Source organism: Pseudomonas sp. Pse35 (genome assembly GCF_024519715.1).
Classification (GTDB): Bacteria; Pseudomonadota; Gammaproteobacteria; order Pseudomonadales; family Pseudomonadaceae; genus Aquipseudomonas; species Aquipseudomonas paracarnis.
Genome location: NZ_JALJRP010000015.1, coordinates 113,446 through 134,416 on the forward strand (window position 1 = coordinate 113,446; position 20,971 = coordinate 134,416).

A 20,971-nucleotide genomic window follows, 5' to 3' on the forward strand; every position below is an offset into this window, starting at 1 on the left:
TCCTTAAAAATCACCTACTTGTAGTACATATCCACCACCACGGCAGCATCGAACGCTCCTGGAATCGGTAGGGTGCGCCACTTGAGGTCGGCCCGGAATTCATCGTGGCTCTGGCCCAGGCCCATCAGTTCCTGCAGCGTGAACCAGTTATTGAAGGGCAGTTGCTGCTGGCTCTCGGCGCGAGATAGCGAGATGCCGACTGAGCTGTTGTTGTCCGGCACCAGCAGGCCATTGTTCACACTGCCGCCGCCCGGCGTGGTGGCGAAGCGTGCGCTGACGGTATAGGGCGTGTCGCAACCCTTGCGCAGGTTCAGGCTGAAGTTTGCGCTGCTGGCGACTTCACCGATCGAGGCTTTGCGCGAAGGTGTGGGGAAGTTGACCACGCTGGGGCTGATGGTCAGTTCGGGAGTGCAAGGCACGAAGCGGATATCGTTCATGCCAGTGACCACATAATTGAAGTTGCTGTTGGGGCGTGAGTTGAGCCCGCGCACGCCGTCCAGTTGGAACACGCGGTAAGAGGTCAGCGTGCTGGCCTGGCCGCTCGGTGGCGTGGGGTCGTACTTCTCGATGAACACGCTGAAATTGAGGGTGAAGCGCGCCTTGTCCCAGCCCACGCAGTTGGACAAATTGCAGCCTCGGTCGGAGAAAAAACCGGTACCGACCTTGCCGGTACTTTGGGTAATCGGTTGGTTGTTGTAGCGAATGCCCACGCGAATCCCGGTGCCGATACTCACGCTGGCGGGGTTGACGTAGAAATACACTTCCTCACGGCCGTGGAGGTAGTCGTCCTTGCAGATGACATTGGTCGAGCGCGGGCCTGATTCCCAAATGATAGTGCCGTTAGGTGCGTCGGCGGCGACCGCCAGCGCCGTACCCAGCGCTTCCTGGGTGATGATCGAGTTGGTGCCGTCCTCGCGGCAGGCCAGTGCGTGGCTGGTGGCGGGCAAGACCGCGCAGGCCAACACCAGAAGCGGTAAACAGCGTTTGGTCAGTGACATCGGTTCAAATACCCCGTGATTTATCAGTTGAGCGCCGTGCTATGACGGGCTTGCAAACCGATATCGGTGATTTCGGTGAAGTGGAGAGTGGTGCCCTTGGGTACAGCGTCGAGCGCGGTCAGGGTTTTGCGTTCATGAGGCTTGAGCAGCAGGTAATCGCTGAGTGTCTGGCTGTCGGTTCGCAGGTTGACCAGCGATAGGTGGAAGGCGCTGGGGTTGTTGGCCGTCACCGTGCGCCCGTCGCTGCTCCATACCAACTGCTGCACCGCCTCGGCCGAGCCGCCCAGGAGTGCGGGAGGGCGATAGAACAGCTTGAGCCGCTGGCGGATCGCGAATTGCACGCTGTTGGGGTCTTCGACCTTGAGCGGGATTTCCATGATATTGAGCCAGAACAGCGATTCACGATCGCTGGGCAAGCCCTCACCGGCATACAGTATGCGCAGCTTGTGATGCTCCCCGGCGCCCAGTTGTACCAATGGCTCGGTGGCGGCAAAGGGCACGGTACGGTCGGCTGATTCGTCCTCGCCGGTGATCCAGGTTTGCACCACCACTTCCCGCGAGGCCTGGTTGACCACACTGATACCGGCGGCCTTGTCCTGGCCGAAATAGATCAGGCGGGTGCCTTCGATCTTCAGCGCCGCATTGGCAGGCGGGGGTGCAAGCACCAGCAGCCCGCAGGCCAGTAGCACCACTCTGAGTAGAAACATGAACACGGCAATTCCATGGTCGGGTGAGGGAACGCAGACCATGGTAGGTAGCGAGTGGCACGAAGGCTTTGAGGCGATTCTTAAAAGTACGGTGTGCCCCTGATTGCCGTTTCAGAATCGCCTTAAAGTCAGGGTTCACCCCTGACGGTTACTTTGCTCAGCGTTGAATGATCGACGCGGATGCCCAACTGTCAGGTTTACCCTATGTCCAATAAAGCGTTACGCCTTCTGATTGCCGATGCAGAGCTTTTGCAACGGATCAAGATCGAGAAAATGCTCAACCAGCTGGGCTATCACCGCATCGCCCCGTTGAGTTCGTTCGACGAGTTGCAGGCACTGACACGCTCGGGCGTTGTGGCGTTTGACCTGCTGATCATCAACACTGCGCTGGTGCACTCACGGCAGGTCAACCTGCTCAAGTACTGCCATGACAACCCGTTGATCCGCCACACGCTGATCTATGACGGGCAATGTGCGCAGCGCTCTGTAGTGTCGGTCTCGGTTAGCCAGACCCTGCACCTGTCATTGTCACAGTCGCCCGACTTCACCTCCCTACGACGCTGCATGGAAATTGTCGATCCGGCACACAGTTCTCCGATCGCTGAGTGGCCCATGCTGCACGCCGTGGACGGCCGAGCGTCCCAGCCTTCGATTAGCCCGCGGGCGGTCTATCAAGGCGACCCGACGGTGGTGGCATGTGCTGTGGGGTTGTTTCCCAAGCGCTGATCGTATCGTGCAGCATCAGTCACGCCAGACGGGCAGATCATCATGGTCCAGTGCCCAGTGAGGTTGCCGTGGCCGCAGGCACACACCACCGACCCAGCGCTCATGGCTGGCGTGGTCCAGCCAGCAGGCATTGCCGTCCAGTACCTGCTGCGCCAGTGGCGTCAGCGCCAATACGCGGCGCGGCCACTCCATGTTCGTTTCGGTCTCGATCAGCAGCGGCGCCGTCCCATCAATCAATGGGCGCAGCAGCGCGTGAAACATCATATCGCCCAGGAAAGGCAGTGGCTCGCGCTTGGCCATCAACTCGGCAAACACCCGACCGAAAGGCACAGGCCCGACCTCAGTAATATATTTCAAGGACAAACGTTCAGTCAGTGACAACCCGTCCTCGAGACCCGGCAACTCCTGTAACTGACGCCGTAACGCCGGCGCCAGAAAGGGCAGGGCAGGGTGATTGCCATGGGCCAGTTCCGCGAGCTTGAGCGGTGAGCTGTCGCAGTAAGCCGACCAGGCCCGTTTGGCCAACTGCACTGCGTCGTCGTCGATCAAGCGCCGCTGCGGCCAGAGCCAGGCCAGCACATCGGGGGCCAATTGGCCTATGCCGATAAATCGCTCGACGCCGGGAATTCGGTCTGCCTCAATCAGCTCCAGCTTGCGCGGCGCCTGCTCAAGGCCAGCCAGGGCGCGGACCAGGAACAATTGATCGTAGGCGTCCGCCTCGCACCACAGCACACTGTGATCGGCGTTGTTCAAGGCTTGTAGTTGGTTGTATTCATCGTTGATGCGATGCGCAACTTCAGTGGAGTCAAGGGCAAAGGCCTGACTGATAAAGGTACTGCGCATCGCTCGGAACGCTTCGCTGGGTAGTTCACGCACTGGCCCCATGCACAACGGGTCAGTGAGCATCCGGAACTGTCCCTTGAACCCGGCCACTTGCAGGCTGTGGGCAATATCATTACCACACCGCCAATGAGTGGTGCGGGATTCATCGCTGGCATCGAAACCAGGGTGGCGGGCGGCAAAGTCGAGGGCGTCGACGTGGGCCTTGAGCTTGGGCCAACTGGCGAAGCCCAGCTGTTTGGCTACCTGCCATTGAGCCTGGGACAAGGTTGCGCTGGGGTCTAGGCTTTTCAGCTGCGACAACAGTTCCTTGGCGCGCTTGCGCTGCTGCTCAAGGTTGAGGCGGCCATGGGTAGTGGAGGCTAAAGGGCGTTGCGACATACGAGCTCCTTGCACAAACCTTTTCCGCTTCAAGGTTGGGAGTCGTAGAAATGAGGTGGAGCTGGGATGTCTTGGGCGCAGCCCTTTCCGCGGAAGGTGGCGTAGAGAGCGCCAGACGGGAAATATAGGCAGCATTGCCGTTCGGTGCAACCCTGAAAATGTGGGCATTGCCCCAGTGCCACTCAGTCAAGCGCAGTCCCTGTGTGGCAGCGGGCTTGCTCGCGAAAGCGGTAGGTCAGTCGCTGCATCTGTTACTGCACCACCGCTTTCGCAGGCAAGCCAGCTCCCACATTGGATCTTCGTTGCTTTGAGCATTGCGTTCGCTTAATTCGTCGGCATTGGAGCGGGTGCTGTTTTACTTGTCCTGGCGCGCATCCAGGGTTTTTTGATGCTCGGCCAGGAAGGGTTGCTCCGCTGGATCAAAACGATCAATCCCGGCAGTGAAGCGGTGCCAGTAGGGGTACAACGGCTGACGGCGAGTGACGGCTTCGATGCGCGCCGACTGCTCTTCGGTGAGTTTCAGCTCGGTGGCCGCCAGGTTATCGCGCAGGTGTGCTTCCGTACGGGCGCCGATAATCAGCGAGGTGATCCCCGGGCGATCCTTGAGCCAGGCCAGGCAGGTGCGGGCGACCGAGACGCCGTGTTCATCACCGACGGCGGCGAGGGTCTCGATAATGTCCAGCGCACGCTCCTGGTCGTGGACGTAGGGTTCCGGCCAACCGCTGCCCTGGCGGGTATTGGCGGGCGGCTTGTGCCCGCGTCGGGTCGTGCCGGTCAGCAAGCCTTCGCCCATCGGGCCCCACACCAAAGTGCCAACCTGCTGGTCCAGGGCCAACGGCAGCAACTCGTACTCGGCCTCGCGGGATTCCGGGGTGTAGTAGATCTGCTGGGTAATCGGCTTGAGCATGCCGTGCAGTTCAGCCTTGCCCAGGGTTTTCATCATCTGCCAGGCGGTGAAATTGCTGGTGCCGAAGTAGCGGATCTTGCCTGAGCCGACCAACAGGCGCAGGGCTTCCAGGGTCTCTTCGATTGGCGTCATGCCGTCCCAGTTGTGCAGTTGGTACAAGTCAATGTGGTCTGTGCCCAGGCGCTTGAGGCTGGCTTCGCAGGCGCGGATCAAGTGGTAGCGCGACGAGCCGGAGTTGTTGGGGTTGTCGTCCACCGGGCTGCGGCCTTTGGTGGCCAGCAGAATGTCGTTGCGCTTGTCGCCCAGCGCCTTGCCCACCACTTCTTCGGCCAGGCCGTGGGAATAGAGGTCGGCGGTGTCGACCATATTCACTCCGGCGTCGAACGCCATATCGAACATGCGCTTGGCCAGGGGCACGTCCACCGCCCCGCATTTTTCAAACTCTGCGCGACCGCCAAAGGGCACGGTGCCCAGGATGATTTCCGATACCAGCAGGCCGGAATGACCCAGTTGTCGGTACTGCATGTTGCCTCCTACTTAACGTTGCACGTGAAGGTGTGAACGATGGGGACGGCGATAGTTTGAATTTTTTCATGAAAACCTCGCGCCAAGCTTGGCTATGACGTCAATGAAGATTGTTTCGCTGGATGAAATGCTGGATTGTGAATCCTGGTCATTCCGCCAGACATGGCAGTGGTAGAACATCCCTGGCGTCGATACCCACTCATTTGGAGCCTGTCATGACCCAGCCTGCGATCAAACTCTATGGTTTCCCCCTGTCCGGCCATTCCCACCGGGTCGAACTGATGTTGTCCCTGCTGGGGCTGGCGAGTGAATTTATCCTGGTGGACCTCAAGCAAGGTGCGCATAAAACGCCTGAGTTCCTCACCACCCTGAACAGCTTTGGCCAGGTGCCGGTGATTGATGACGGCGGCACGGTACTGGCCGACTCCAATGCGATCCTGATTTATCTGGCCAGCACCTATGGCCGCGGCGAATGGCTGCCGAGCGACCCTGTCGGGCAAGCCCGGGTGCAGCGTTGGCTCTCGGCCGCCGCCGGCCCACTCCATGCCGGGCCTGCCACGGCGCGCTTGGCCACGGTGTTTGGCGCCGAGGTGGACACTGTCAGTGCAATCAACCGTGCCCATGCCTTGCTGAGCGTGATGGAACAGCAACTGAACCAGAGCCGTTTCCTCGCCAGTGAGCAGCCCAGCATTGCCGATATCGCTTTCTACACCTACGTGGCCCATGCGCCGGAAGGCAATGTGTCCCTGGCCGACTACCCTGAGGTACGCGCCTGGCTCGCCAGCATCGAAGCACTGCCGGGTTTTGTCGGCATGCCGCGCACGGCTGTCGGTTTGCAATCGAGTTGAAGCCCAACACCTGTGGCGAGGGAGCTTGCTCCCGCTGGGCTGCGCAGCAGCCCCAACAAGGCTGCCGTATTTATTCAGCCAAACCGCGCTGGCAGCTTTCAGGGCCGCTGCGCGCCCCAGCGGGAGCAAGCTCCCTCGCCACAGGGGGACACATAATCAGAAGGCGTAAAGATGGATCGATTTCATGAAATGCAGGTGTTCCTGGCCGTGGCCGAGGAGGAGGGCTTCGCTACTGCCGCCCGGCGCCTGAACACGTCGCCGCCCAGCGTGACCCGCGCCATTGCCGCCATGGAACAACGCATCGGCACGCAGTTGCTGGCGCGCACCACCCGCAGCCTGCACTTGACCGAAGCCGGCCAGCGTTACCTGGACGATTGCCGACGCATCCTTGCCGAGCTGGACGAAGCCGAGGAAGCGGCGGCGGGCAGCTACTCCATCCCGGGCGGCCAGTTGACGGTGACCGCACCGGTACTGTTTGGCGAGCTGTATGTGGCGCCGGTACTGGGGGATTATCTGGACCGTTTTCCGTTGGTGAGTATCAACGCCTTGCTGGTCGATAGGGTGGTCAATATGACCGACGAAGGTGTGGACGTGGCGGTGCGTATCGGCCACCTGCAGCAATCCGGGCAGCAAGCGATCAAGGTCGGCGAAGTACGCCGGGTGGTGTGCGCATCGCCGGCTTATCTTGACCAACACGGGCGCCCCCAGCGGCCCGAGCAGTTGCGTGAGGCCAAGCTCGTCACCTCATCGTCCAGCCAACTGGTCAGTGAGTGGACATTCGTTGACGCTGGCCAGCCGCTGAAGGTACCGATCGCGCCACGCCTGGTTGTCACCGCCAACAATGCCGCGATCAACCTGGCTCGCCTGGGGTGGGGCATGACGCGGGTGCTGTCTTATCAAGTCGCGGCAGCGGTGGCGGCGGGGGAACTGGAACTGGTACTGGAGGATTTCGAACCGGCGCCGCTGCCGATCCACGTGGTGTTCCAGCAAAACGGCCGAGTACCGGCCAAGGTCAATACGTTTGTGGATTTCCTCAGCCATCGCCTCGGGCAGGACCCGGCCCTGAACGCCGCGACCAAGCAGCGTGCCTGATGGAGCGTTATCGCGATATGCAGCTGTTTGCCGCGCTGGCCGGGCAACCCAGCCTGGCGTCGGCGGCACGTCATGCGCAGGTTTCCGGGCCGACGCTGGTACGTGCAGTTGCGCGCCTGGAGGCACGCCTGCGCGTGGTGTTGCTGCAACGTAGTACACGCGGTGTCAACCTGACCGATGCAGGCCAGGCTTACCTTGCCGACTGCGTGCGCCTGCTGGCAGCGGTGGACGCGGCCGAGGCCTCGGCCAACGGTTTGCATGTGCAGGCCCAGGGCGACCTGCGGATATTTCTGCCGTTACTGTTCAGCCGCTATGTCATGGCGCCGCTGTTGGCCGGTTATGCGGATCGCTACCCAGCGGTGCGTGTCATCGCGCATTACCACGACTATTTCCCTAACCTGCACGTAGAAGGGCTGGACGTGGCGGTGCTGGTCGGCGAATTGCCCAACTCGTCACTCATTGCGCGGCAAGTCGGGCAGGTGCGCACTGTTGTATGTGCCAGCCCCGCTTACTTGGCGACCCGGGGCGAACCCCGGCATCCGGCTGAACTCAAGCAGCATCATCTGATTGCCAGCGCCGACCCGGTGCACTGGGATTTCCCGCATTACACCCTCAAGGCTCGCGCCCGGCTGCGTTGCGCCACTGTCCAAGGCGCGATCAATGCAGCGGTGCAGGGGGCGGGCGTGATTCGAGCCTTGAGTTATCCACTGCACGAACACCTGGCGAGCGGCCAGTTGCAGCGCCTGTTGCCTACCTTCGAGTTGCCGCCGCAGCCGGTGCATGTGGTCTACCGCGAAGGCCGTCATGCATCGATGCGCGTGCGCAGCTTTGTCGACTACTGCGTCACCGCGTTGCGCGAGCATCCGGCGTTTCAGTTGGCGTAATAGTGGATTGCCCTGGGTGGGCATTCTCTCTATCAAGGCCTGGGCGCAGCATGCTCGTATCTAACCGGAGGTGAGCGCCATGCACTCGATTGAAGCAACCCCTTGGCATGTCGGCGAACGACACATGCAGGAAAGTGCCGGCGTTTCTGAACGCATGGCCATGATCGGGCCCAAGGTCATTCGTGATCATTTGCCTGAGCAGCACCGCGATTTTTATCCGCTGCTGCCGTACTTGATCGCGGGTGTGGTAGACGAACAAGGCATCCCCTGGGCAACGATGCTGGAAGGCGCACCAGGGTTTGTGCATTCACCGGACCCACACACGCTGCAGATCGACAGCCTGCCCGCCAAAAGCGATCCCGCCTGGGCTGGGATAACGGATGGCGCGGCGATCGGCCTGCTGGGCATCGACCTCAACACCCGCCGCCGCAATCGCATGAATGGCCGGATCGGATCGCTTGAGGATGAGGGCTTTACGGTGGACGTAGTGCACACCTTCGGCAATTGCCCCAAGTACATCCAACTGCGGCCCGTCGCTGGCATTGCACGCAAACCCGGCAACCTGGCCGAGCGCAGCTGCCGCCTGGACGACGCCGCACAAGCACTGATCCGCCACGCCGACACCTTCTTCGTCGCCAGCTACATCGACCAGCACGGCGAACGCTCGGTGGACGTCTCCCACCGAGGCGGCAATACGGGATTTGTGCGCGTGGAAGGCAACGTACTGACTATCCCGGATTTTGCCGGCAACCTGTTCTTCAACACCCTCGGCAACCTGCACGCCAACCCGGTGGCGGGGTTGTTGTTTGTTGATTTTGAGACCGGTGACGTGCTGCAAGTGGCCGGGCGTACTTCGTTGATCCTGAGCGGGCCGCAAGTGGCTGAGTTCGAAGGCGCGCAGCGCCTGTGGACGGTAACGGTGGAACATGTGGTCCGCCGCCCGGCAGCATTGGCGTTGCGGTGGCAATTCGCGGAGTTTTCGCCGCACAGCCTGGCGATGGGTACTTGGTAGCCTGGCGCACTCTCCCAGGCGCAGCCTATCCAGTGTGGGAGCTGTCGAGCCCCAGCGAGGCTGCGATGGCGGCGGCACGGTCAACATATTCATTGCCTGACCCACCGCTATCGCGGCCTCGCTAAAGCTCGACGGCTCCCACAGGGGAATGTCATTGTCCGCTGGGTTTGCGCGTTTTCATCAGGCCCCCGGGCATTCCCGGTTCAGCGCTTCCCCCATGAAATGTTGCTGGATGTTGAACCGTCAGCGTGGGCAGAGTCTCTAGGTTAGCCTTGTCTTCCTACTGACAAACAAGGATTGGTCATGCAACGAAAGGTCATTAATCCCACGACGGTATTCAACTCCCTGCAATACGGTTTCAGCCAGGCCATGGAAGTGCCAGAGGGTCGGCGGATCATGCTGTCCGGGCAGGTGGGGGTTGATGCTCAAGAGCGTACGGTGGGCCCAGGTATTGCCGAGCAGACGGCCACGGCGTTGGACAATGTCGAAAAGGTGCTGACCGAGGTGGGGGGCGACCTGTCTCATGTGATCATGCTGCGGCTGTATATCGTCGAATCTGCCCGGGATCAGCAGGAGCCGATTGTCGAGGCGCTGCGCCAGCGCTTCGCGCACAACCCGCCGCCGTCTTCGTGGATTATCGTCAGTGGGTTGTCGTTGCCTGAGTGGTTGATCGAGGTTGAGGCGGAGGCGGTGGTTCCATTCAGTTAGGGCTTTTGCAGGAGCGAGCTTGCGAAAAAACCATAGCCGCCGCACTTATTCAGGATGCACGCGTTATCGTTGACGTTTTTCGCGAGCAGGCTCGCTCCTACAGCCATTCAATACCGAATCATCACCGACTTAAGCTCGGTGTAATCCTCAATAAACGCACCACCAAACTCCCGGCCTAACCCCGAAGACCGGCTGCCGCCAAACGGCACCGCCGGGTCGAGCAGGGTGTGCATGTTCACCCACAAGGTGCCTGCCTTGATCGCCGGGATCATGCGCAGGGCCTTGCCCAGGTCGTTGGTCCACAGGCTGGCACTCAACCCGTAGGGCCCGTGGTTCATCAGCGCCAGCAGTTCGTCTTCGTCGTCGTAGGGCAGGAAGGTGGCGATGGGGCCGAAGGTTTCTTCGTTGAGCAGGGTGTCGTGCAGGTGGTTGGCCAGGATCACGGTGGGTTCGACGTAGCAGCCGGGACGGTCGATGAGGTGGCCGCCGTGGATGATCGTGTTGTTTTCGGTGCGGGCCTGGTTGAAGTAGCCGAGCAGTTTTTGTTGGTGTTGCTGGTGGGTCACCGGGCCGAATTCGGTGTGTTCATCCAGGGGCGAGCCGATGGTCAGGCGGCTGAGACGCGCCTTGAGTTTTTCCAGCACAGCGTCGATTTGCGAGCTGTGCACGAAGAAACGTTCGGCCGCTGCGCAGATTTGCCCCGAGTGCAGGAAACCCGCTTCGATAATGCCATCCACCGCTTTGTCTACATCCATGTCGCGCAGGAAGCCGGCGGCGTTCTTGCCACCCAGTTCCAGGGTCGCGCGGGTCAGCCCGGCGCCCATGGCACTGCGGCCTACTGCAATACCGGTGGGTACTGAGCCGGTGAAGGACACCTTGTGCGTGCCGGGATGTTCCACCAGCCCCTTGCCGACATGGCCGCCGCCGGTCAGCACGTTGAGCACCCCCGCCGGCAAGCCGGCGTCGATGGCCAGTTCGGCGATGCGCAGCAGGGTCAGCGGCGTGAATTCGCTGGGCTTGATGATGATGCTGCAGCCGGTCACCAGCGCCGAGGCCAGCTTCCAGATGGCGATCATGGTCGAGAAATTCCACGGCACAATGCCTACCACCACGCCCACCGGTTCGCGCAAGGTGAAGGCGGTGTAACGCTCGCCATTGAACGAAGGCAGGGAGGGCGTGAGGGTCTGGCCGCTGAGCTTGGTGGCCCAGCCTGCGTAATAGCGCAGGAAGTGCGCGGCCTGGTCGACCTCAAAGGCGCGGGAAATCTGGATGATCTTGCCCGACTGGCAGGTTTCGATCTGCGCCAGTTCTTCGCGGTGCTGTTCCAGCAGGTCGGCCAATTTAAGCAGCACGTTGCCGCGGATGGCGGGCGCAGCCTGGGACCACAGCTGAAAACCACGGTTGGCAGAAGCGACCGCAGCGTCGATATCCGCCAGGTCAGCATCGGCCATGTCGGCGATCACCTGGCCGGTGGCGGGGTTGGTCACGCTCAGGCGTGCGTCGGTGTGGCTGTGCACACTGGCGCCGTCGATAAACAGCCCATGGCGGCGACGCAAAAAGGCTTCCACTTGAGGCAGCAACGGGATATCGCTCATGGCAGGTTCCTGGCAGTTCACAAAGAAACCCCGAGGTTAACCAACGCACTGATAAGCGGCTTGACTGTGCCTGCCAGCTTTTATGCCTGTGCCTGCCGTGCTTGTGAAAAGTACAAGCTTGCCTGCCGAACGTGCATTTCCCGCCTGCACGACCCGTTTGATACTGGCCCTGCATCCCGCGCCGTTCCACGATTCGGAGCGCCTGCCGGACTTCCAATAATAAGCAGGGCCGTCCATGAAAAAGCCAAACCCGCTCCTCGAAGACCTCAAGCCTCTTCTGCCTGCCATTGCCGCGAACGCCAGCCGTGCCGAACAGCTGCGCCAGGTGCCGGATGAGAATATCGCGCTGCTCAAAAGCATCGGCCTGCACCGCGCCTTCCAGCCCAAGGCATTCGGTGGCCTGGAACTGTCGCTGCCCGAATTCGCCGACTGCATCGCCTTGCTCGCCGGCAGTTGCGCCAGCACCGCCTGGGCCATGAGTTTGTTGTGTACCCATAGCCATCAACTGGCGCTGTTCTCGGCGCAGTTGCAGGAGGAGATCTGGGGCGCCAACCCGGATGCCACGGCCAGCAGCAGTATTGCGCCGTTCGGCCGGGTGACCGAGGGCGAGGGCGGCGTGTACTTCAGTGGCGAGATGGGCTGGAGCAGCGGTTGTGATCATGGCGAGTGGGCGATTGTCGGCTGCCGTCGCCAGAATACCGAAGGGACCCAGGATTACTGCTTTGCCGTGCTGCCGCGCAGTGACTATCAGATCCGCGATGACTGGTTCGCGGCCGGTATGAAAGGCAGCGGCACCAAGACCCTGATCATCGACAACGCCTGGGTGCCTGAGCACCGGATCCAGAAGGCCAAGGACATGATGGAGGGCAAGTCTGCAGGCTTTGGTCTCTACCCAGACAGCCAGATTTTCTACGCGCCGTACCGGCCGTATTTCGCCAGTGGTTTTTCCACCGTCAGCCTCGGCGTGGCCGAGCGCATGCTGGAGGTGTTCCGCGAAAAAACCAAAAACCGTGTGCGCGCCTATACCGGTGCCGCCGTCGGCGCAGCGACCCCGGCGCTGATGCGCCTGGCCGAGTCCACCCACCAGGTGGCCGCTGCTCGGGCGTTTTTGGAGAAGACCTGGCAAGACCACGCCGAACACAGCGCCGCCCACCGCTACCCAGCGCGAGAAACCCTGGCGTTCTGGCGCACCAACCAGGCCTACGCCACCAAGATGTGCATCGAAGCGGTAGACCGGCTGTTCGCCGCCGCCGGTGGCAATGCCTGGTTCGAACACAACGAAATGCAGCGCCTGTTCCGCGATGCCCACATGACGGGCGCGCATGCCTACACCGACTATGACGTGTGCGCGCAGATCCTTGGCCGTGAGCTGATGGGCCTGGAACCCGACCCGAGCATGGTGTAGCTGCGTTTTCCCTACAACAATCAGGGCGGCCCATAGAGGCCACCCGGGAGTCTTGCATGTCCGACGTATTCGACCCACGAGCCTTTCGTCGCGCCTTGGGCAATTTTGCCACTGGCGTGACCGTGGTCACCGCCGCCACCGCCTCCGGGCGCAAGGTGGGCGTGACGGCCAACAGTTTCAACTCGGTATCCCTCGACCCGCCGCTGGTGCTCTGGAGCATCGACAAGCGCTCCAACAGCCATGCCGTGTTCGAGGAGGCCAGCCACTTTGCCGTGAATGTCTTGGCGGCGGACCAGGTGCACCTGTCGAACAATTTTGCCCGCCCCCGTGAAGACCGCTTCGCCCTGGTCGAGTACGAGCCGGGGGAGGGTGGCTCGCCGGTATTCGCCGATTGCTCGGCGCGTTTTCACTGCGAGAAATACCAGCAGGTAGACGGCGGCGACCATTGGATCATGATCGGCAAGGTGGTGGCCTTCGATGATTTTGGCCGTGCGCCGCTGCTCTATCATCAGGGCGCCTATGCCGAGGTCCGGGCGCTGCCTCCCTGCGCGCCCGAAGCAGTTTAGAACGGCACGGCGACCACCAGTTGGCTGTAGACATTGGTGCCGTTGCCGCCGACCTGATTGCCACCGGTATCGGCTGATTTATCGGGTTTGTACAGGCCCAGCAGCGGCGTGATGATCAGGTGCTCGTTGACGGCCCATTCGGCATACAGGTCCAGTTCGCGGCCATCCAGGTTCAATTGGCCGCGGGTACTGACGGTGTTGTAGTCGAAGAACAGCGCCCCCAGGGTGATGTTCTCCAGTGGTTTGACCTTGAGCGCCACGTGCTGCACGGCGGTATTACTGTTGAAGGGGCCGGAATAGTTGCCCGCCACTTCGCCCTGCACCCAGGTGCCGTAGCCACGGTTGAAACCTGAAAACATGCCGTCCCAGTTCTTCGAATAACGGGCGTAGCGGTAGGTCAGGTCCGGTGACCACGGCAGGTTGGCGAAGGTGTAGCCGGCTTCGGCGTAACCGGCATTTTCCTGGCCATCGCGACGGCTTTGGCGCGCCAGTTCGAAGGCGAAGTGCGCGTTGTCGATACCGGCATTGCCGGTGCCGCGCAGGCTGTAGAGGTTCATGCCTTTGCGCTGGCGCTGCAGGTCGGTGGCGAAGCGCTCATCCACATCGATGCCGTGAATATAGGTCAACCCCAGGGTGCCCGGCGCGGCACTGTATTCCAGGGTGCCGGCGGCCATTTCGGTGAGGGCCTGGGCGCGGTTGTCGGACTTGATCCACATCAGGCTGCCGTGCACACCGTCCTTGCCGCCCAGGCGAATCACCGCCGTCTTATCGAAGGCATGGCGTGCGGCGATGTAGTAGGCGCCGCCGCGATTGAACTCGCCGTCGCCGACGCCATTGCCCAGGTTGGGGCCGTCGTCGTTAAGGATAAAACCGTCGCCGAGCATGATGATCTGGCGACCGAACGACAGGTCCAGGCCGTCCTTGCCCAGCGCCGGTAACAACTCGCCAGACCGCCAGCCGGCGAAGGCTTCGTCAAACTTGGTGGTGCGCTCGGTGCCGTTGGTCAATCCGGCCGCATCGCCGTCGCCCCAGGTACCGGAACTCACCAGGTTGGCCGTGCCATACACACCGCCCAGGTTGCCCAGGCGCTGTTCGACGCTCAGACCGTACTTGATGAACGCCTCACGCCAAGTGGCGCCGCCGCTGCGCCCATCGTAGTTCTTCGGGCTGTTGAACATACCGTACACGGCGAGGAAGTTGCCGGTGACCTGGGTGTCGGCGTCCGCATACAACTCGATGGCCTGCGCCTGGCCCACCAACAGTGCCACGCCCAGGCCGACCGTCTGGCGCAGGCAGCGGTTTTTCAGTGTGTGCTCCATTGTTATTGCCCCCATCTTGGTTAAGAGTGAGGGCGCATTAGGGCGAGCGGTGTGAGGCCAAGTCTTTTCCCTGCGTGCCAGGCAATTGACTCTGCCCGCCAGGCAGCAGGCCTTGGCAGGCAGCAACAAAACCGGCGGCAGACAGGGGCAAGACGATCAACGGGAGTGGGGCGCAGAGTGCCGACACATTAAAAAAAACCGCTTCGAGGACCCCTCCATGTCGATCAACGACCGACTCACCGCACACCTCAACCGGGGCACGGTAGGTTTTCCCACTGCGTTGGCCAGCACCATCGGCCTGATCATGGCCAGCCCGGTGATTCTCACCGCCACCATGGGTTTTGGCATCGGTGGCAGCGCGTTTGCCCTGGCGATGCTGATCGCCGTGGTGATGATGCTGGCCCAGGCGACAACCTTTGCCGAGGCCGCCTCGATGCTGCCCACCACCGGTTCGGTGTACGACTACATCAACTGCGGCATGGGCCGGTTCTTTGCGATCACCGGGACCTTGTCGGCCTACCTGATCGTGCATGTGTTCGCCGGCACCGCCGAAACCATCCTCGCCGGCGTCATGGCCCTGGTGAACTTCGAACACCTCAACACCCTGGCAGAGTCGGCCGGCGGCTCGTGGTTGCTGGGCGTCGGTTTCGTACTGGTGTTCGGCGTGCTGAACGCCTTTGGCGTCAGCGCATTTGGCCGCGCCGAGATCATCCTGACCTTCGGCATGTGGACCACCCTGATGGTGTTCGGCGTACTGGGCCTGATCGCCGCGCCAGCGGTGCAATTGGAGGGCTGGTTCGGTGAGTCGCTGGTAGGCACCGACCTGGTCACCGTGCTGTCGCTGGTGGGCATGGCGATGTTCATGTTCGTGGGTTGCGAGTTCGTCACCCCGCTGGCGCCGGACCTGCGCCAATCGGCCAAGGTGATGCCACGGGCGATGATGCTCGGGCTGATGGGCGTGGCGACGTGCATGTTCATCTATGGCGCGGCGATGAAGCGCCAGGTGGAAAACGTCGTGCTCGACGCCGCGTCCGGCGTGCACCTGCTGGACACACCCATGGCCATCCCCCGATTTGCCGAACAGGTAATGGGGCAGATCGGCCCGTTGTGGCTGGGTATTGGCTTTCTGTTCGCTGGCGCTGCGACCATCAATACCCTGATGGCCGGCGTGCCGCGCATCCTCTACGGCATGGCGGTGGATGGCGCCTTGCCCAAGGTGTTCACCTACCTGCACCCGCGTTTCAAGACGCCGCTGTTGTGCATCCTGGTGGCCATGTTGATTCCGTGCCTGCATGCGCTGTACCTGGGCGGCAACACCGACAACATCATGCACCTCGTGCTGGCGGCGGTGTGCGCGTGGAGTTTTGCTTACCTGTTGGTGACCTTGTCGGTGGTGATCCTGCGCGTTCGCCGTCCGGACTTGCCTCGGGCCTATCGTTCGCCGTGGTTCCCGCTGCCGCAGATCGTCTCCAGCATCGGCATCCTGCTGGGCATGTGGTTTATCACTCCGCCAGGCATGAAGCCGGCTGACATCTACGTGCCGTTTGGCGTGATGCTCGGCGTGACGGCCACCTATGCGCTGTTCTGGACCCTGGTGGTGCAGAAGGTCAACCCCTTCAAGCCCGCCTGCGTTGAGGAGGTGTTGGCCAAGGAATTCAATCACGAACCGGGGCACGCCCATGAGGGTTATAGCGACCTTGCGGCAAAAACTGTTTGAGCTGTTTCGTGCTGACCGCGCACCCAGCGGGTATCGGCCGGGGGTGACCCTGGCCCACCTGCGGCGTGACCTGGGCTTGGCAAGCCTTGAAGTGGGCGGTGTGGCCTTCGAGATTGTCGAGCGCACCGAGTCGCAGTTGTTGATGCACCTGGTGCTGACCGAATGTGTCCTGCGCGTTCCTGCTGCAGCGGGTGGCGCTGGCAGCTTCGAGGTGCACCATGGCGGCGCGATCCGGCGCAGCGGTATTCATGTGCGGCGCCGCGCTGGCAACCAGGCACTGGGCCGTGAGTTGCAGGCGCGTTTGCAGGCTGACAGCGCGTTGTTCCAGGCGTTGATGCCGCTGGATTTCAAGCGCCTGCGCATCGAGCTGCAAGACCAGCAATGGTGCGTGCGCCTGGAGCATATGGGCGGCAGTGAGGTGGTCAACCGCATGCCGGCGTTCCGGCGCTACATTGCGTTGAGCACCGAGCAACGCGGGTATCTCTTGGTCGTACTGGCCGGATTGCGGCGGGTATTGTCGGACCTCTGATTGGCACCATTAGTGCTTCTGCAAAGGGCAAACAGGTTGTTGTTGCGCGCATATAGATAACATGTTAACTATTGCGCCAGAACAACAAGAATAACGCCACTGCGGAGACACCCAATGAGCATCCCACAGCATGCACCCGACGGGCTCGACAGCTGGAACCGCGAACTGCGCGACGCGTGCGGCCACTTCGATACCGAACTGGCTTTCAACCGTTCGCTGTTTATCGGCGAGATCCATAACCTGCCGCGTGGCTTGGCCATCCTGCGCACCAATGCCGGGCTGATCAAGCGCCCGACGCACCACGCCGACCATGACAACGACCAGGAATGTTTCCTGGTCAGCCAGCGCAGCGGCTATTCGCAAATCACCCAAAATGAGCAGACCGTGCAACTGGCGCCTGGCGAGATGCTGTTGATGGACTCGGTGGGCTCCATCGAAATCACCCCCTTCGGCCTGATCGAACACGCCTCGCTGTCCCTGTCGCGCAACGCGGTATGCAAGCACCTGGGCGGTCAGGCACGGGCCTTCGGCAAGATCTCCTCGACCAAGGCCTGTGGGCGCATGCTGCATGTGCTGATGGACCAACTGTGCAAGGACGATACCGACGATGACGCCACGCAAGTGGAGGCGCTGCAAGCGGCCTTCGTCTCGCTGTTGGGTTCGGCGTTGGAGCAGGGCGACGAGTGCCGCGAGGGCGTTGCTGCGTTGCACGGCAATAACCTGCGCAGCTATGTGCAAAAAGTCATTGATGAGTCGCTGAGCCAGCCAGGCCTGAGCCCCATCGGCCTGGCCAACCGCCTGAATATCTCGGTGCGGCACCTGTACCGTCTGTTTGAAGAACAGGATGACAGCGTCTGCCGCTATATCCAGCGCGCACGGCTCAAGCGCAGTGCAGATGACTTGACCAACCCGTTCCTGCGCAGTGAGTCGATCACCTCGATTGCCTACAAGTGGGGTTTTACCGACTCGGCGCACTTCAGCCGCTCGTTCAAGAAGCAGTTCGAAGTATCGCCCAAGGATTTTCGTTCCAGCCGGTTGCAGGCGGTGCAAGCGTGATCGTTCCCACGCTCCGCGTGGGAACGCCGCCCCGGACGCTCCGCGTCCCGCTCCAGAAGTCGTGACGCGGAGCGTCACAGGATGCATTCCCACGCAGAGCGTGGGAACGATCGGCTCGGCGCATTTCAGCCGCTCGTTCAAGAAGCAGTTCGAAGTATCGCCCAAGGATTTTCGTTCCAGCCGGTTGCAGGCGGTGCAAGCGTGATCGTTCCTACGCTCCGCGTGGGAACGTCGCCCCGGACGCTCCGCGTCCCGCGCCAGAAGTCGTGACGCGGAGCGTCACAGGATGCATTCCCACGCAGAGCGTGGGAACGATCGGGTTTCAGATTTCGGGCAGCGTCGCGCCACCATCCACCACCAGCGTCTGCCCGGTGATATAGCCCGCCAGGTCAGAGGCCAGAAACACCATCGCCCCGGCAATATCCGCCGCCGCGCCCAGGCGCCCCAGCGGCACACGGCGGGCGATGCTGTCATTCACGGCCGCATCGCCCAGGTTATCCATCGCCGGGGTGGCGATCATGCCGGGCTCCACGCCGTTGACCCGCACATTCAACGGCGCCAGCTCCAGCGCTGCATTGCGGATAAACCCATTCACCCCGGCCTTGGACGCCGCATAGTGGCTCAGCCCCGGATAACCGACCCGGTTGCCGGTGACCGAAGACGTCACCAGCACGCAGCCCCGGCCTTGTTCGCGAAACATCGGCAACGCCGCCTGGGTCAGCCAGAACAGCGCCGACAGGTTCACCGCCAGGGTGCGCTCCAGGATCGTTGGGGTAATGTCGGCAAAGGCGGTCAGCGGAAAATACCCGGCGTTGTGCACCAGCACATCCAGTTGCGCCAAGCCTTGGACGCAGGCGAACACCGCTTCGGCATCCGCCAGATCAACGCCAACGGCGTCAACGTGATGCCCCTGCGCGCATAACCCGGCAGCCAGGGCTTCAGCCTGTTCAACCCTACGGTCGGCAATCACCACTCGCGCACCGCGTTGGGCAAAGGCCTGGACGATGCCCAGGCCAATGCCCTGGGCGCCGCCGGTGACCAGCACGACCTGGCCGCTGAAATCCAGGTCATTCGTCATGGGCAGGCTCCAGGTGCGTAAACGCCAGCGTCGGCACGTCGACGATGCTGGAGCCACCGTCCGCCACCAACGTGGCGCCGGTAATGATCGAGGCGTCGTCGCTGGCCAGGAAGCGGCACACCTTGGCGATCTCGTCGGCACGGGCGGCGCGCCGCAGCGGGACATCGGCACACACACGCGCATAGGCCTGCTGCAAGGTTTCGCCGTACGCCTCCATCAACGGCTGCATCTCCGCGTCGGCCATCGGCGTGTGCACCCAGCCTGGGCACACCGCGTTCACGCGCACGCCATGGGGCCCATAATCACGGGCCAGCGAGCGGTTGAGCCCGAGCAGCGCATGCTTGGCGGTGGTGTAGCCACACACCTCGGGGCCTGCCGCCAATGAGGCGATGGAGCCAATCAGCACGATGTTCCCGGCGCTTTCCTGCAACAGCGGCAGGCAGGCGCGGGCGCTGTAAAACGCACTGTCGAGGTTGCTGCGCAGCGCGTCTTCCCAGGTGGCCGGGCTGGTCTGGGTCGCACTGCCCAGCCCGTGGCCACCGGCACAGGCCAGCAGCACATCGAGGTGCCCGAAGTGGCTACGGATTTGTTGGATGAAGCCGTCCCAGGTGTCCGGGCAGGCGGCATCGCCCACCAGGATCAGCCCGCCGGTGTCTTGCGCCACCTGTTCCAGTGGCTCACGACGCCGACCGATCAGCACCAGATGCGCGCCTTCCTGTGCGTACAAGCGTGCGCAGGCAGCGCCGATGCCGGTGCCGGCCCCGGTGATCACCACCGTGCGCGGCTCAGTCACGGGGGTACTCTGTGCGGTTGAGCACCTGGCAATAGGAACTGATCGGGAAGTTCGACAGCGCGTCGAAGGACGCCCCGGCATAGCCGAAGATCTTGCCGTCGCTGCGGTGCTGTTGCAGGTCGATCAGCACCAGGCCGAGGGTCGGTACGATCTTCTCCTGCCAGACGAACAGGTATAGCTGTTCGGCGATCTTGTAGTAATGGCAGCGGTCGGTGTCGCACAAGCCTTTCTCCACGCCCTCAAGGCATTGCCAGGCGTAGAACCGCGGGTTGAGGTAGATGTGTTCGTAGACCTCGCTGGGGCTGTAGCGGTAGTGGTTGCGCAGGCCGACCAACTCGTCGGTGGGGGCGTGCAGGCAGTGGCCCTCCTGCCACGGCCGGTCGAGGCTGCCGTGGAGGAAGTCAACCTGTACCGAGGTCAGCGGTTTGCCAGCCAGGGCGCGGTGGTAAAGGCCTTCGTGGGTCTCTGCCGGTTCCGGCATACGGCCAATCACCGCGGTAAAGGACGCAGTTGGCGTGTCCAGCACCAGGCTGATCGACCAGCTTTGCCCCGCCTCGTGCTTGATAAAGTCCACCAGGTACAGGCCCGGGCGAATGGAGCTGGCGCGGTAGACGGCGCTGCCGCTGGAGTGGCCATCGGCGGCGTGCCAGGCCAAGCGCTCCTGTTCGAAGCGGTGTTCGATCTGCCAGCCATTGGCAAAGTGCAGGGTGAAGGTCTGGCCGGCCAGGTCGGCCAGGGTCGGCAGGATGAACGCCTCGGGTGCAAAACCGTCGGCCAGGGCGCCCACGGTGATCCAGTCAGATGAATTCGACATGGCAACGCCTCCCTTACACGACGGCGAAGTAGTGTTTGACGAAACTCTCGCTGACCACTTCCCACAGCACCGGCGTGCCCTTGGTCACGAACCAGCTGTCACCGGCCTTGTAGCGGGTGGATTGGCCGGTGGACTCGTCGGTCAGCACCACTTCGCCGGTCACTACTGTTGCTTGCTCGGCGAAGGGGTAGACCATGCGGAACTTGCCCTGGGTCGTGCCGAAGTACGCGCTGCTGACCGCATCGGTGGGCGCGCCAAAGGTCATCTTGCCGAAGGCGCGTACTTCGCCTTCGAGGATTTGCGAGCCGAGGTCGGCCACGGTGCCCCAGGCGTCGAGTTCCGACAGCTGGACGTTGTGTTTGAGGGTGGTAAGTGTCATGGCAGATGCTCCGATAAGTACGAGATTTTTGTAGGAACGAGCTTGCTCGCGAAAAACTCACAGGCGCCGCGTTCATTCAGGAAGCACGCGTT

At 62.2% G+C, this 20,971-nt stretch carries 20 protein-coding genes and 2 pseudogenes; 12 read left to right on the forward strand and 10 right to left on the reverse strand.

Annotation, left to right across the window (positions count from 1 at the left end; translation table 11 throughout):
• Nucleotides 1-14 precede the first annotated feature (14 nt).
• Both OC445_RS14980 and OC445_RS14985 read right to left on the reverse strand, forming a co-directional pair.
• Nucleotides 15-998 carry a fimbrial protein gene (locus OC445_RS14980; protein ID WP_054898363.1) on the reverse strand — a complete coding sequence of 328 codons (984 nt, stop codon included), beginning with the start codon at nucleotides 996-998 and terminating at the stop codon, nucleotides 15-17.
• 23 nt (nucleotides 999-1,021) lie between these two features.
• Nucleotides 1,022-1,711 (reverse strand): molecular chaperone, encoded by a 690-nt coding sequence (locus tag OC445_RS14985; protein ID WP_014719099.1) that lies wholly within the window; start codon nucleotides 1,709-1,711, stop codon nucleotides 1,022-1,024.
• A gap of 198 nt (nucleotides 1,712-1,909) precedes the next feature.
• Between OC445_RS14985 and OC445_RS14990 the strand changes: the two genes are divergently transcribed.
• Nucleotides 1,910-2,431 carry a hypothetical protein gene (locus tag OC445_RS14990; protein WP_014719098.1) on the forward strand — a complete coding sequence of 174 codons (522 nt, stop codon included), beginning with the start codon at nucleotides 1,910-1,912 and terminating at the stop codon, nucleotides 2,429-2,431.
• 15 nt (nucleotides 2,432-2,446) lie between these two features.
• Here the strand turns inward: OC445_RS14990 and OC445_RS14995 are convergent, their stop codons facing one another.
• Both OC445_RS14995 and OC445_RS15000 read right to left on the reverse strand, forming a co-directional pair.
• Nucleotides 2,447-3,652, reverse strand: a complete 1,206-nt coding sequence (locus OC445_RS14995; protein ID WP_057975002.1) for a DUF1835 domain-containing protein — start codon at nucleotides 3,650-3,652, stop codon at nucleotides 2,447-2,449.
• Nucleotides 3,653-4,007: 355 nt separating this feature from the next.
• Nucleotides 4,008-5,084, reverse strand: coding sequence for an aldo/keto reductase (locus OC445_RS15000; RefSeq protein WP_054898365.1), 1,077 nt, complete (start codon nucleotides 5,082-5,084; stop codon nucleotides 4,008-4,010).
• Nucleotides 5,085-5,299: 215 nt separating this feature from the next.
• Between OC445_RS15000 and OC445_RS15005 the strand changes: the two genes are divergently transcribed.
• The 5 genes from OC445_RS15005 (at nucleotide 5,300) to OC445_RS15025 (ending at nucleotide 9,628) form a co-directional block, all read left to right on the forward strand.
• Nucleotides 5,300-5,932 (forward strand): glutathione S-transferase family protein, encoded by a 633-nt coding sequence (locus OC445_RS15005; protein WP_034128205.1) that lies wholly within the window; start codon nucleotides 5,300-5,302, stop codon nucleotides 5,930-5,932.
• A 171-nt stretch (nucleotides 5,933-6,103) separates the two neighbouring features.
• Nucleotides 6,104-7,024 carry a LysR family transcriptional regulator gene (locus OC445_RS15010; RefSeq protein ID WP_198790597.1) on the forward strand — a complete coding sequence of 307 codons (921 nt, stop codon included), beginning with the start codon at nucleotides 6,104-6,106 and terminating at the stop codon, nucleotides 7,022-7,024.
• Entirely contained in the window at nucleotides 7,024-7,908 is an 885-nt protein-coding gene (locus OC445_RS15015; protein ID WP_034128203.1) for a LysR family transcriptional regulator, read from the forward strand. Before OC445_RS15010 ends, OC445_RS15015 begins: the two co-directional genes overlap by 1 nt.
• Nucleotides 7,909-7,987: 79 nt before the next feature.
• Nucleotides 7,988-8,920, forward strand: a complete 933-nt coding sequence (locus OC445_RS15020; protein ID WP_198790596.1) for a pyridoxamine 5'-phosphate oxidase family protein — start codon at nucleotides 7,988-7,990, stop codon at nucleotides 8,918-8,920.
• Nucleotides 8,921-9,223: 303 nt separating this feature from the next.
• Nucleotides 9,224-9,628, forward strand: a complete 405-nt coding sequence (locus OC445_RS15025; RefSeq protein WP_054897401.1) for a RidA family protein — start codon at nucleotides 9,224-9,226, stop codon at nucleotides 9,626-9,628.
• 107 nt (nucleotides 9,629-9,735) lie between these two features.
• Here the strand turns inward: OC445_RS15025 and OC445_RS15030 are convergent, their stop codons facing one another.
• On the reverse strand, nucleotides 9,736-11,223 hold the full coding sequence (locus OC445_RS15030) for an aldehyde dehydrogenase family protein (protein ID WP_198790595.1): 1,488 nt from the start codon (nucleotides 11,221-11,223) through the stop codon (nucleotides 9,736-9,738).
• Nucleotides 11,224-11,458: 235 nt separating this feature from the next.
• Here OC445_RS15030 and OC445_RS15035 point away from each other — a divergent pair, with 235 nt between their 5' ends.
• Nucleotides 11,459-12,628: a p-hydroxyphenylacetate 3-hydroxylase oxygenase component gene (locus OC445_RS15035; protein WP_034128200.1), complete on the forward strand. Its 1,170-nt coding sequence runs from the start codon at nucleotides 11,459-11,461 to the stop codon at nucleotides 12,626-12,628.
• 56 nt (nucleotides 12,629-12,684) lie between these two features.
• Nucleotides 12,685-13,158, forward strand: a pseudogene (locus OC445_RS15040) (flavin reductase family protein); the annotation flags it as partial.
• Between the two features lie 32 nt (nucleotides 13,159-13,190).
• Here the strand turns inward: OC445_RS15040 and OC445_RS15045 are convergent.
• The gene (locus OC445_RS15045; RefSeq protein ID WP_054917508.1) at nucleotides 13,191-14,513 is read right to left on the reverse strand and encodes a hypothetical protein; all 1,323 of its coding nucleotides are present in this window, start codon (nucleotides 14,511-14,513) and stop codon (nucleotides 13,191-13,193) included.
• Nucleotides 14,514-14,730: 217 nt separating this feature from the next.
• On the opposite strand from OC445_RS15045, the gene OC445_RS15050 reads away from it, so the two are divergent.
• From OC445_RS15050 to OC445_RS27135, 4 genes and pseudogenes are all read left to right on the forward strand, one after another.
• The gene (locus OC445_RS15050) at nucleotides 14,731-16,230 is read left to right on the forward strand and encodes an APC family permease (protein ID WP_252950983.1); all 1,500 of its coding nucleotides are present in this window, start codon (nucleotides 14,731-14,733) and stop codon (nucleotides 16,228-16,230) included.
• Nucleotides 16,193-16,759 carry a DUF3156 family protein gene (locus OC445_RS15055; RefSeq protein WP_057974996.1) on the forward strand — a complete coding sequence of 189 codons (567 nt, stop codon included), beginning with the start codon at nucleotides 16,193-16,195 and terminating at the stop codon, nucleotides 16,757-16,759. Before OC445_RS15050 ends, OC445_RS15055 begins: the two co-directional genes overlap by 38 nt.
• Nucleotides 16,760-16,873: 114 nt before the next feature.
• The gene (gene feaR / locus OC445_RS15060; protein ID WP_054897406.1) at nucleotides 16,874-17,815 is read left to right on the forward strand and encodes a transcriptional regulator FeaR; all 942 of its coding nucleotides are present in this window, start codon (nucleotides 16,874-16,876) and stop codon (nucleotides 17,813-17,815) included.
• Nucleotides 17,816-17,930: 115 nt separating this feature from the next.
• Nucleotides 17,931-18,020 (forward strand): annotated as a pseudogene (locus OC445_RS27135) (hypothetical protein); the annotation flags it as partial.
• 117 nt (nucleotides 18,021-18,137) lie between these two features.
• On the opposite strand, the gene OC445_RS15065 reads toward OC445_RS27135, so the two are convergent.
• Genes OC445_RS15065 through OC445_RS15080 form a run of 4 tightly spaced genes read right to left on the reverse strand, consistent with a single transcriptional unit; the run spans nucleotide 18,138 to nucleotide 20,879 of the window.
• Entirely contained in the window at nucleotides 18,138-18,893 is a 756-nt protein-coding gene (locus OC445_RS15065; protein WP_057974995.1) for an SDR family oxidoreductase, read from the reverse strand.
• Nucleotides 18,883-19,686, reverse strand: a complete 804-nt coding sequence (locus tag OC445_RS15070) for an SDR family NAD(P)-dependent oxidoreductase (RefSeq protein WP_198790593.1) — start codon at nucleotides 19,684-19,686, stop codon at nucleotides 18,883-18,885. Before OC445_RS15070 ends, OC445_RS15065 begins: the two co-directional genes overlap by 11 nt.
• The gene (locus OC445_RS15075) at nucleotides 19,679-20,500 is read right to left on the reverse strand and encodes a molybdenum cofactor biosynthesis F family protein (protein WP_198790592.1); all 822 of its coding nucleotides are present in this window, start codon (nucleotides 20,498-20,500) and stop codon (nucleotides 19,679-19,681) included. Before OC445_RS15075 ends, OC445_RS15070 begins: the two co-directional genes overlap by 8 nt.
• A gap of 13 nt (nucleotides 20,501-20,513) precedes the next feature.
• Entirely contained in the window at nucleotides 20,514-20,879 is a 366-nt protein-coding gene (locus OC445_RS15080) for a cupin domain-containing protein (protein WP_198790591.1), read from the reverse strand.
• Nucleotides 20,880-20,971: the final 92 nt, after the last annotated feature.